Annotated in this window: 10 protein-coding genes, 1 tRNA gene and 1 pseudogene; 2 read left to right on the forward strand and 10 right to left on the reverse strand. The window is 63.2% G+C overall.

Going from position 1 to position 11,190, the window contains the following annotated elements; all coding sequences use genetic code 11:
• Positions 1 to 250 precede the first annotated feature (250 nt).
• The 8 genes from GY769_15645 to GY769_15680 all read right to left on the reverse strand — a co-directional run bounded on the left by GY769_15645 (position 251) and on the right by GY769_15680 (position 8,792).
• A complete protein-coding gene (locus GY769_15645; GenBank protein MCP4203353.1) occupies positions 251 to 1,132 on the reverse strand; it encodes a hypothetical protein in 882 nt (293 codons plus the stop codon).
• A gap of 63 nt (positions 1,133 to 1,195) precedes the next feature.
• On the reverse strand, positions 1,196 to 2,482 hold the full coding sequence (pepT, locus tag GY769_15650; GenBank protein ID MCP4203354.1) for a peptidase T: 1,287 nt from the start codon (positions 2,480 to 2,482) through the stop codon (positions 1,196 to 1,198).
• 41 nt (positions 2,483 to 2,523) lie between these two features.
• A complete protein-coding gene (locus GY769_15655; protein ID MCP4203355.1) occupies positions 2,524 to 3,057 on the reverse strand; it encodes a hypothetical protein in 534 nt (177 codons plus the stop codon).
• Between the two features lie 7 nt (positions 3,058 to 3,064).
• Positions 3,065 to 4,792 carry an oligopeptide transporter OPT family protein gene (locus GY769_15660; GenBank protein ID MCP4203356.1) on the reverse strand — a complete coding sequence of 576 codons (1,728 nt, stop codon included), beginning with the start codon at positions 4,790 to 4,792 and terminating at the stop codon, positions 3,065 to 3,067.
• Between the two features lie 72 nt (positions 4,793 to 4,864).
• Positions 4,865 to 7,231 carry a molybdopterin-dependent oxidoreductase gene (locus tag GY769_15665; protein ID MCP4203357.1) on the reverse strand — a complete coding sequence of 789 codons (2,367 nt, stop codon included), beginning with the start codon at positions 7,229 to 7,231 and terminating at the stop codon, positions 4,865 to 4,867.
• Positions 7,219 to 7,713 carry a (2Fe-2S)-binding protein gene (locus GY769_15670; protein MCP4203358.1) on the reverse strand — a complete coding sequence of 165 codons (495 nt, stop codon included), beginning with the start codon at positions 7,711 to 7,713 and terminating at the stop codon, positions 7,219 to 7,221. Before GY769_15670 ends, GY769_15665 begins: the two co-directional genes overlap by 13 nt.
• Positions 7,710 to 8,555, reverse strand: coding sequence for a hypothetical protein (locus tag GY769_15675; protein MCP4203359.1), 846 nt, complete (start codon positions 8,553 to 8,555; stop codon positions 7,710 to 7,712). Before GY769_15675 ends, GY769_15670 begins: the two co-directional genes overlap by 4 nt.
• Before the next feature lie 3 nt (positions 8,556 to 8,558).
• On the reverse strand, positions 8,559 to 8,792 hold the full coding sequence (locus tag GY769_15680) for a MoaD/ThiS family protein (protein ID MCP4203360.1): 234 nt from the start codon (positions 8,790 to 8,792) through the stop codon (positions 8,559 to 8,561).
• A gap of 251 nt (positions 8,793 to 9,043) precedes the next feature.
• On the opposite strand from GY769_15680, the gene GY769_15685 reads away from it, so the two are divergent.
• Positions 9,044 to 9,853 carry a CPBP family intramembrane metalloprotease gene (locus tag GY769_15685; GenBank protein ID MCP4203361.1) on the forward strand — a complete coding sequence of 270 codons (810 nt, stop codon included), beginning with the start codon at positions 9,044 to 9,046 and terminating at the stop codon, positions 9,851 to 9,853.
• 54 nt (positions 9,854 to 9,907) lie between these two features.
• Positions 9,908 to 10,387, forward strand: a pseudogene (locus tag GY769_15690) (DUF4386 domain-containing protein).
• Positions 10,388 to 10,427: 40 nt separating this feature from the next.
• On the opposite strand, the gene GY769_15695 reads toward GY769_15690, so the two are convergent.
• Positions 10,428 to 10,517 (reverse strand) — tRNA-Ser (locus GY769_15695).
• 48 nt (positions 10,518 to 10,565) lie between these two features.
• A partial coding sequence (locus GY769_15700) for a histidine kinase (GenBank protein MCP4203362.1) occupies positions 10,566 to 11,190 on the reverse strand: 625 nt, incomplete at its 5' end.

Consider the following 11,190-nt stretch of genomic DNA (forward strand, 5'->3'; position numbering starts at 1 on the left):
CCGCTCGGCACGTCCGGGCGCTCTGTGTTTTCTAACGATACGCCGACCAGCGGTACCGACACTCTGTCCCTAGACGCGGGTCTGCCGACCGGGGGCGTCAAGGCAGCTCCGGCCGCGGCTGCCGCCGCAAGACAAGCGAGGAACACACACAATACTGAGGCGGTGGTCGACTTCATCCAATCGCACATGACAGGAGTATAAGTCGGCCATGGCCCCGTGCCCGAAACCCCACCCGACTACCTGGCTCGACTCAGGCCGGAGCGGTGACGAACTCGAACAGGATCGCCTGTTCACCGTACTGGGCGATCCGCCGGCTGATCGCCTTGACGATCTTCTTCTGACGCGCCAGCAGCGCCTCGATCTGGCGGCCGTCCAGATACGGGTCGAGCCGCTCGCGTACCGCCCCCGCATCGAGTTCACGAAGGCGATCCCAGAATCGGCGCTCGAGCACTTGCATGTCTTTGCGGTCGGAGAGCACCGGCAGCTCCTTGAAGGAGCGCGTATGGTCGACGAACCACACCTTGCCCGCGGCGTCGATCAGGATATTGCCAGGGTTGCGATCGAAGTTGTAGATGAGATTGTCGAAGACCGCCATGTTCTGCTTCTGAAAGAGCCAGAGCTTCTCGTAGCGGGGGTCAATCCCCTGTTCCAGGCGCTCCTCGACTCCCATCGCCTGCTCGACCCAAAGCTGTACCGAGCCCTTCTCGCGGCCGATGGTCCGCAAGGTCGCCGGCGGCACGTTGTCCAGCTCGAGCAACCGGCTCAACTCGTAGGCGGCGACCTCGAAAACGTAGCTGTCCCGGAAGCCGCGCGCGTGCTCCTGGACGTGGCGCATCTCGTCTCGCGCCAGCTCGACGGTGCGAAAGATGGCGTGCGCCCGGACATCGTCTTTCTGCAGCGTCAGCTTGAGCGGCCGGTTGAGACTGCCTTCGATCTCGACGCTGTCCACGACCTCAGCCGTGCGCAGGAACTCCAGCACTTCGCCGTGAGTGGCAAAGGGAAGGGCTTGACCGTCCATGCCGATCCAGCGACCCGCGCTTGCCATCGGATCGAAATCGGCCTCTGCCTTCACCATCGGGGCAAACAGGCTCGCCACAATCAGCATTGACACGACTGTCAGGGATCTCTTCATCATCGACTCCTCGAGTGCCTCTCCACCCTGAGTACGCAAGGAAGATGTGAAGGTTTGGCTGATTTACACCGGATCTCTGCCGTGCTCGGCCCAGTAGCGCACGAGGTTCTGGACATAGGCCAGCGATGCCTCGAGATTCTGGACCGTATTCCACTCGAAACGGCTGTGGTAGTCGTAGCCGCCGTCGAACACGTTGGGCGTGGGCAAGCCCATCTCCGAGAGGCGTGAGCCGTCGGTACCGCCGCGTACCAGCTCGCTCTCGAGCTCGATTCCCATCTCATCGGCCGCCGCGAAAGCGAAAGTGACTGCGCGGCGGTCTTTCGCCTCGATGTACTCCTTCATGTTCTTGTACTGATCGCTCATCTGCAGATCGATCGAGGCGCGTGGGTGCGCGCGACAGGCGTCGGCGACCAGGCTCTCGACCAGCTGCTTGCGAGCTGCCAGTCCCGCCGTGGTGAAATCACGCAAAATCATCTTGGAGCGAGCCGAAGAGATCGTGCCGGACATCTCGATCGGACAGTAATAGCCTTCGCGATCCTCGGTGGTCTCGGGCGTTTCGTCGGCGGGAAGGCGATCCAGGATCCGGGCGAGAATCGTCACCGCATTGGCCATCACGTCCTTGGCGTAGCCGGCATGCACGTTGACCCCCGTGACCTCGATCACGGCTTCGGCGGCGTTGAAGGTCTCATACGACAACGTCCCCGTTCCCGAGCCATCAATCGTGTAGGCGACGTCCGCCGCCAGACGCTCGAGGTCGAGCTTGTCGACTCCTTTGCCGATCTCCTCGTCTACGGTGAAACAGACGCGAATCGGTGGCCGCGGCACCGATGGGTCCGCCAGCAGGTCTTCGACCGTCTGCATGATCACCGCGCAGCCGGCCTTATCGTCGCTCCCCAGAAGGGTGGTGCCGTCGGAGCTGATCAGATCATGGCCGACGTGCTCGCGAAGCGCCGGGCTGCGCTCCGGATCCAGGGTCACCGCGCCCCCAGCCGGCAGCCGACCCGGTAGCTCAAACACCGAGCCGTCGTAGTTTTCGTGAATCAGCGGTACGACCGGACCCCCGGGCTCGTCCTGCGAGGTGTCGACATGGGCAAAAAGAGCCAAGGTCGGCGTGCTCGCGGCGTCGGCCTCCGGCAACGTCGAGGGCAGTGTGGCATAGACATATCCGTACTCGTCCATCTCGGCGTCCTCGAGCCCGAGCGCGCGCAGCTCTTCGGCGAGCAGACGCGACAGGTCCTTCTGCTTCTCCGTCGACGGGAAACTCGTCGAGTCGCGATCGGACGCGGTGTCGATGCGCACGTAGCGCAGAAAGCGGTCGACCACAGCTGGAAGACCGGAACTCTCACTCATGGTGGAACCCTCCGGGGATTGGCTCGAGCCCGAAGCCGGGCTCAAGCCTGGGCAAGGCCGCGAAAGATCTCGAGGGCGCTCTCGAACTGCTCCCTCGCTTTGACGACATAATCATGAGCCTCGTTGATATAGCCATCGCACGAGGCCGACCAGACGCGATTCAGGTACCGCTCGCCGGCGGCGAACGGGTTCATGACATCGGCGAACGACTGCAGCCCGAAGGTGTGGACGAGACTGTAGCGAGCCTGCACAAACGCGTCGAGGTCGTCCGGAAACTCGCGATCGATCACGTGTCGCAGGTCGTAGACATCTGTCTCTTCTTTGGTCTCATCGAGGCGCTGGACCTTGCCGACCACCGACGCCAGGCTGGTCTCGATGGCTCCGAGGTTGGCGCGAATCGTTTCTGCGCGGGTCGCCGCCTCACGCCTCGCGACGCGAATCATCACCACGCCAACCACCCCCAGCGCGAGCGCCCCGAGAAAGTACGGCACCGTCACACCCTCGCGCTGCTCGACGGCGAAGAAGGCTCCGGCGAGGAAGCCGAGGGCGATCAACAAGTAAGCGACGTTCTTCATCCGCTCGTCAAGCCGAGAAAACAACCATCAGTGAATAACCGACGCCGACCAACGCTTCGCCCACGATCAGTCCTGCCGCAAGGGGAATGCCCGAGTCGTCCGCGAACTTGCGACCGAGCCTGGCGTCGGTGAACTCTCGCAGAAGAGTGCCGATCGTGTAGGTCAGGATGATGTTGAACGGCAGGTAGAAACCGAGGCCGACCATGATGCCGACACCACCGATGCCCGACGCCGACAGCAGCGCCCCGAGACCCGCTCCCGAAAGATACTTGTCGAGCGGTACGTCGCCGCCCAGGACACCCTGAATCACACTCGCCAGCGCTTGACCTTGCGGCGCCGGCAGCTTGTCGCTGCCCATGCCGTAGGCCTGATGCAGCACCACGATCAGGCCCATGATCAAGATCGGGCCCAGCCAGGTGCCGAGGAACTGGGCGATCTGCTGCTTGCGCGGAATCGCGCCGACCAGGTAGCCGGTCTTGAGATCGAGCATCAGGTCCGTCGCCTGCGCCATCGCCACGCACATCGCGGCGCCGACCACAATCGACGCGACGACCGTGTCTCGATCGCTCATCCCGGAGGCTACGAAGATCAAGATCGTGATGCCGATGAGCGTCATGCCCGAAAGCGGCGACCACTGCGTTCGGCCGATGCACTCTGCGAGAACGATCCCGGCCAGCCAGACCCAGGTCGCCCCGAGAACCGCCATCAGGATCATCCGCCAGGGCTCGATGTGCGGCACCGCCATGACCGCCGTGCCCGCCAGCAGCACCACAGCACCCACGATTCCCATGTAGAGAAAGCGGATCGGCAGCTCGTCCCTCGACACGACCGACTTGACCTTCGCCGCTTGCTGCATACTCCGTATGGCGGCGATGACCAGTGGGAGCGCCAGCGCGATGCCGGTCACCGCCCCGCCAATCAGCATTCCGATTCCCACCGGTCGAAACAGCTGCAGCCGCAGATAGGTCGCCATCCCCTGTCCGGCGGTCTCGAGCTCAGCCGGTGTAGGCAGAATGCCGCGAAAGTCCATCAGCGGCGCCAGAATCCAGTAGCAGACGTAGCCGCCAACGACGAAGAACCAGCCGCCACGGCCGGCCAGATAGGCGGTGCCGATGGTCAGCAGCGATATGTACCAGATCCCGTTCATGTACTCCGGGAGGCCCAGCAGCGCTCCGACATCCCAGTTCTCGAAGCCCGTCATCAGGCTTGCGAGGTGAACGATCGCCGCCAACAGCGCTGCGCCGACAAGTAACTGCGCCTTGCGAACGCCCGCTCCCGGCGCTTTCAAGATCGCCGCCGTGGCGATTCCACCGGGGTAGGCCAGGCGATCGAAATCGATCATCTGTTTGCGCAGCGGAATGATGAAAGCGATGCCGAGCACACCGCCCGCCATGCAGGCGAGCACGACCAGCAGCCGGTTGAAGTCGGTGTAGCCGAGGATGAAGATCGCCGGAATCGAGAACATCATTCCGGCGGACGCGCCGTTGACCGACGACGCCAGGGTCTGATTGATGTTGTTCTCGATGATGCTCTTGCGGCGCATCACGCCGCGGAGAATTCCGAAGCCGAGGATCGCGGCAAGCTCCGAGCCCTCGATCGAGAAGCCGAGCTTGAGGCTCAGATAGCCGATCGAGACCGCAATCAAGGCACCCAGCACGTAGCCGATCAGAATCGCCGGCCAGGTGATCTCCGGATACGAACCGCGACGAATCTCTCTTCCCGACTCCCCGCTCATGGCGTTCTCTAGCCCACTCGCTCCGTCACCGTTCCGGTTGCCATCTTGACTGCGTATGCTATCCCAAGCCGCTCAAGCCGACCGCACGGTCTCCCGGCTCCGACTGGGACTGGCTGTTTGTTCCTGGATGGCCCTCCAGACGCTCTCGGGCGTGAAGGGAAACCGGCGCAGGCGAGCTCCGGTGGCGTTGAAGATGGCGTTGCCGATGGCCGGCGCGCCCCCATTGATGCTGATCTCCGAGACGCTCTTGGCCCCGAATGGCCCGGTGTCCTCATAGCTCGGCACCAGGATCGTCTTGATCTTGGGCTTATCGCGCAGCGAATGGATGTGGTAATTCTGCATGCTCGCGTTGGTCATCGCGCCCTTCGAGTCAAACAGGTACTCCTCGCACAGCGCGTAGCTGACGCCGTTCATCACCGCGCCCTCGGTCTGCCCTTCGGCCAGCTTCGGGTTGATCGCCGTGCCGCAATCGATCGCGGCGACGTACTTCTCGACCTTGACCTTGCCGGTCAAGGTGTCCACCACGAGATCGACGTAGTGAGCCGCGAACGGAGGGGGTGACTTGTGGGTGATGTGGGAGGCGACGTCCATGATCTGGAACTGGTTTCTTTCGTAGAGCGAGTAGAGCGCGACCTGGGAGTAGGTGACTTCGCCGCTGCCGTCTTTCGCCACGACCTTGGCGTCGACGGCCGTCAGTTCTGCCGGCGCCTTGTCGAGCATCTCGGCGGCGACGCCCAGGATCTGCTGTTTGACCTTCGCCGCCGCCTTACGCACCGCCTCGCCGCTCAAATAGGTCGTGCTAGAAGCGTAGGCACCGACATCGAAAGGCGTCAGGTCGGTGTCGGAGGCGTACACGAGCATCTTGTCGACGGTGGTCGAGAGCTCCTCCGCCGCGATCTGGGCGAGAACCGTGTCGGCCCCGGTGCCCAGATCGGTGGCCCCGAAGAGTAGATTGAACGAGCCGTCCTCGTTCATCTTGATGGACGCCGCGCCCATGTCGATCTCGGGAATGCTTGAGCCCTGCATCAGACAGGCGAGGCCGAGGCCGCGCCGGTAACGTCCCGACTTCTCGCTCGGCAGGGTGCGCCCGCTCCAACCGATCTCCTCGGCGCCGAGTCGCAAGCACTCCGACAATCCACAGCTGCCGATGGTCATCTCGACACCGGCCTTGCCCTCGCCGAGCGCCGCGAACACCGGCGAGCCTTCGCCTTCCTGAATGTGGTTCTTGAGGCGAAGCTCGAGCGGATCCATGTCGATCGCGTAGCTCATCTCGTCGAGCTGGCTCTCCACCGCGAAGTAGGCCTGGGTGGCGCCGAAACCACGGTAGGCGCCGCCCACCGGCAGATTGGTGTAAACGACCTTGCCGTCGAAGTGGATGTGCTTCCAGCGATAGAGCGGGAGGACCTTGCTGCCACAGCAGCCGACCACCGGCAGCCCATGCCCACCATAGGCGCCGGTGTTGCAGATGGCGTCCATCCCGATACCGGTCAGCTCGCCGTCCCCGGTCATCGTGGTGCGCAGCCGGAAGTGGATCGGATGGCGCGTGCGCCCGTAGAGAAAGTTCTCCTCGCGCGTCAGCTGCCAGAAACAGGGCCGCCGGGTGCGCAGCGCCATGAGCGCGCAGACATCCTCGAGCAACATCTCCTGTTTGCTGCCGAAGCCGCCGCCGATACGCGGCTTGATGATCCGAATCTTCTTGACCGGCAGCCCGAGGGCCTGAGCGACGATGCGGCGGCAGTGGAACGGCACCTGAGTGCTGGCGCAGATGACCACGCGATCACTCGCGTCCAGGTAAGCGAAACAGACGTGGGTCTCGATCGGCACGTGCTGGGCATACGGCGTGTCGTACCCGTGATCGAAGGCGTAGTCCGCGGCTTCCATCTCCCGCTCGAGGTCGCCTTCCTTCATGCCGACTTCGGCGACGATGTTCTTCTCCGGCTGGAACGGCACGGGCAGCGGATGGCTCACGTCCGGCTCGTCGTGAATCACCGGAGCGCCGTCGCGCAGAGCGTCCTCGATCGACAGCACGGGCTCGAGCAGTTCGTACTCGACCTGAACCTTCTTGAGCGCCGCTTCGGCGATCTCGGCGGTCTCGGCGGCAACCGCCGCCACGCGGTCGCCCACGCAACGCACCTTGTAGTCGAACACCGCGGTGTCGTACGGGGAGGGCTCCGGATAGCCCTGGCCGGCGGTCAGGTGCAGGTGCCGCGGCACGTTCTCGTGGCACAGCACACACCGCACGCCCGGCATCGCCTCGGCCGCGCTGATGTCGATCGATTTGATCAGAGCGTGCGGGTGCGGACTCCACAACATCTTGACGATCAGGGAATCGGGCGGCACTAGATCCGCCACGAAGGAGGGCTTGCCGAGAGCCAGCTGCATCGAATCGGTCTTGTCGACCGACTTGTTGACGACCTTGAACGACTTCACCTTGTCCATTGCGGTTTCTCCCCCGAGGTCTCGGCGATGGTCCTGTGCAGAGCGTCCTCGATCTTCTCGTAGCCCGTGCAGCGACAGTAGTTGCCGTCGAGATGCTCGAAGATCTCCTGCTCGGTCGGGTTCGGCACCTCGTCAAGCATCGCCTTGACCGACATGATGATTCCGGGAATGCAGAACCCACACTGAACGCCAGCCTCTTCGACCATGGCGGTCTGAAAGGGATCGGGCCGGTCGTATTCGCCGACGCTCTCAATGGTCCGGACCTTTCGATCATGCGCCTGAAAGGCGAAGGTGATGCACGAGTTGATCGCGGAGCCGTTCATGATGACCGTGCACGAGCCGCAGGCGCCGTCCTCGCAACCGCGCTTGGTTCCGGAGTAGCCGGAGCGGCGAAGAAGATCGAGCAGCGACTCGCCGGCGGTGATCGTGAACTCCTTGGTCTCGCCGTTGAGCCTGAACCGTATCGTCTTCCTGCTGCTCATTCGGTTTCTCCCTTCGCCGCCCGCAGTGCCTGCTCGAGAACATCCTGCAGAATCACCCCCGCCAGATGCCGGGCGAATTCGTTGGACATACCCTCCCGACCCTGCCAGTCGAGACCGTCGATACCGTCTTCGATCGCGGTCTCGAAGAGAGCGGGGTCGGCGGACTTCCCCTCCAGAGGCGCTTCCACCTCGGTCAGTCGCATGGGCAGAGGAAGAGCTGCGTTGGCGGCCAAACGCACGCGCACGAAGCGCTCTCCTTGGAGCGTGATCGCGGCAGCCGCGGTCATCAGACTGAACGCCGCGTTGGTCATCGACTCCTTCTTGAAGCCGAAGCCCGTAGGCGGCGCGACCGCGGGCACCAGCACCGCCGTTACGAGCTCACCGGGCGCGAGCTGGTTGAGCGGTTGCGCGGTGAAGAAATCGAGGGCGGCGCAAGTGCGCTCCTCTTCGCCCTGAATTACCACGCTGCCCTCCAGAACCAGAAGCGCCAGCGGCAGATCGGACCAGGGAAACAACCGCGAAATGTTGCCCCCCACGGTCGAGATGTTGCGTACCTGATGGGTCGGGATGCGGGTCGCGACCCGGTCCAGAACCCAGCCGTCGGCGCGATAGCGCACTAGATCTGTCAGGGTGGTCGTCGCGCCGATGCGAAAGCCGGAGTCCGTCCTCTCGATGCCGTTCAGACCGAGGCGCGTGATGTCGACCGCGGTGGCGCCCGGCCGTTCGGAAATGTATTGAAACGCCGTGCCACCCGCAAAGGCGTAGCCGCGGTCGCCGAGTGCCTTGAGCGCCTCCTGGGCTTCACCCAGCGTTTTTGGGATCAAGAAATCGACAAATCTCATCGGCTACCCGCCTCCGATCTGCATAATGACCGTCAACTCGTCACCGTCTTGGACGGCCCGCGACGGATCGGCTGTTTCATCGTTGACGAAGAGTCTGAGGAACCGTTGCTGTTCCGGCACTACCCGAAAACGGCCAAGTACGTCGCCCACGGTTGAGCCCTCCTGGACCTCGATATGGCTGCCGCTCTCGACACCGTCGAACTTCAAGTAGCCGGTGTAGGTCAACTTGATCTTCATGTCCGTGCGCCTGTCCTTCGGCGAGCGAGGCCGTGCCGTTTGCCGTCGCAGATGCCTTGAGCCTCGCTCGTATCGGGAACCCGCCGCAACACCCCTAAGGGCAGGGTGGCTCCACATCTCGCTGGCCGATGGGATGCCCCAGCCCCTTGGCCTAGCCCCTCCATCTATCCGCTAACCTATCCTCGGAGCGAACACTTTGTGTGAGGTTCCCAACTGCGCGACAGCCTGACCCAAGCGGAAGTTGGACCATCATGTGCAATCAAATCTCCACGCAGGAGTTTCCAGTCGCGTTCTTCGTGCTGACCTTCCTCCTCTCCGTGCCGTTCTACATCCTCAATGCGCTGGCGTATCTGAATGTCGTCTTCGAGCCCGAGATGGGGGCCCTCTATGTTTCCGTCTTCACCCTCACGCCGATCGCGTCAGCCTCGATCCTGACGTTCCGGAGGAGCGGGCGGGATGGCGTGAAGAAGCTCCTCGGGAGGATCTTCGACCTCAGGAGGATCGAGAGGAGTCGATGGTATGCACCCATCCTCCTCCTGGCGCCTCTGATCTTCCTGCTGTCCCTCGGAGTGATGGTCTTGTCGGGGGCGCCGATCCCTGCTGCCTTGACCCCGGCCGCGGCCCTGCCGGTGGTGTTTGTGTTCTTCTTCATCTTGGCGGCCGGGGAAGAGGTCGGCTGGATGGGATATGCCTTCGAGCCGATGCAGGCGCAGGGTGGTGCCCTCAGGGCCTCCCTGGTGCTGGGCATGATCTGGGCGGTCTGGCACGTCCCGTTTTTCGTCTTCATGATGCCCGATCCCGTGATCCTCGTCGCGCAGGTCCTGACGTTGGTGGGGACCCGCGTCCTGGCGGCCTGGATCTTCAACAACACGGGCAAGAGCGTCTTCGCGGCCATCTTGTTCCACGCCGCGGACAATACAGCGCTCGTGACCCTGCCCGAAATCCAGGCCCTCTCCCCTTGGGGCGCGGTCGTGACCTGCGGTCTCGTCCTGGCCGCCGCTATCGTCGTTACGTTGCTGTGGGGGCCCGGGACGTTGGCTCGATTCCGGTTCGCGAACTAGGGTACCGAGCGACCGGGCAATCATGAGAAGAACGGACGACCGAGGAGACCCCACATGACAGACCGTGTTGCCGATGTGTCCCAACGCCAGGCCGCGATCGTCGCGGGGCTCGGGTTGCTTGCCATGGCGGTGGCCGGACCCGTCGCGCATTCGATTCTCTTCGGCTCCCTCGTCGTGCCGGGAGACGCCTCAGAAACGGCCGCCAATATCCTGGCTCACGGGTTGCTGTTTCGCCTCGCGATCGCCGGCCATCTCGTCGTCATTGCGTCTGATGTGCTCGTTGCTTGGGCCCTCAACGTCTTCCTCGCACAGGCCAACAGGAGCCTCGCGTTGCTTGCGGCGCTCTTGAGGGTGATGCACGCCACGATCTATGCGACCAGCCTGGTCGAAATGGCAGAGAAGCACTGGATCGAGCGCGTTCAAACTGGAATATGGATCGAGAAGTACCTGCTCAAGGTCCTCAAGGCCTTGGCTGCGTACCTGGACCCTTCTCTCGGTGACCTCCGAGAGGGAATCGCTCTCCACGCATTGGAGGTTCAGCCGCGAGACGAGGCGGCGAATCGACGATTCAAGTTGGCGGAGGGGGCGGGATTCGAACCCGCGAGAGACTTGCATCTCTGCCGGTTTTCAAGACCGGTGCATTCGACCACTCTGCCACCCCTCCGCTAGGCGGCCCAGCTTAGCGGAAGCAAGCTGCCGCGAGGAGCGCGGCTCAGGAGAAGGTCACCCGGAACGTGGTGCCCCGATCGGGCTCGCTTTCGACCCCAAGCTCGTAGCCCAGAAGGTCACAGAGGTCCTTGCAGATGGACAGGCCCAGGCCGGTGCCTTCGAACTTACGGCTGGTGCCGGTATCGACCTGAACGAAGCGTTCGAAGATCTCGTCGAGCTTCTCTTGCGGGATGCCGATCCCGGTGTCCTCGACCTCGAGCGCCTCCGGGATGCCGGTCGGATCGCTGACCACTCGCACGGTGACGCTGCCTTCACGCGTGAACTTGAAGGCGTTGACGACCAGGTTGACGACGATCTGGCGGAGCTTCTCACGATCCGTCCTCAGCAAGCCGCAGCTCGGAGGCACTTCCGAGATCAACTCGACGCGCTCTCGCGGCTTCTGGCTCTCCAGATCTCTCAGAGTGAGTCGTACGAGCTCGGCAACGTCGATGTCTTCCAGATGCAGCTCGACCTCTCCCGCCTCGACTTTCGAGACGTCGAGTATCTGGTTCACCAGGCGCAACAGATGGAGCCCGCTCGAGTGCACTCGCTCGAGCATGTCGTCGCCCGAAGACGAGAGCTCTTCCTTCTTTCGAACGATCTGCGAAAAGCCGATCACGGAGTTCAGA

The organism is bacterium (assembly GCA_024224155.1).
In the GTDB taxonomy this organism is placed as follows: domain Bacteria; phylum Acidobacteriota; class Thermoanaerobaculia; order Multivoradales; family JAHEKO01; genus CALZIK01.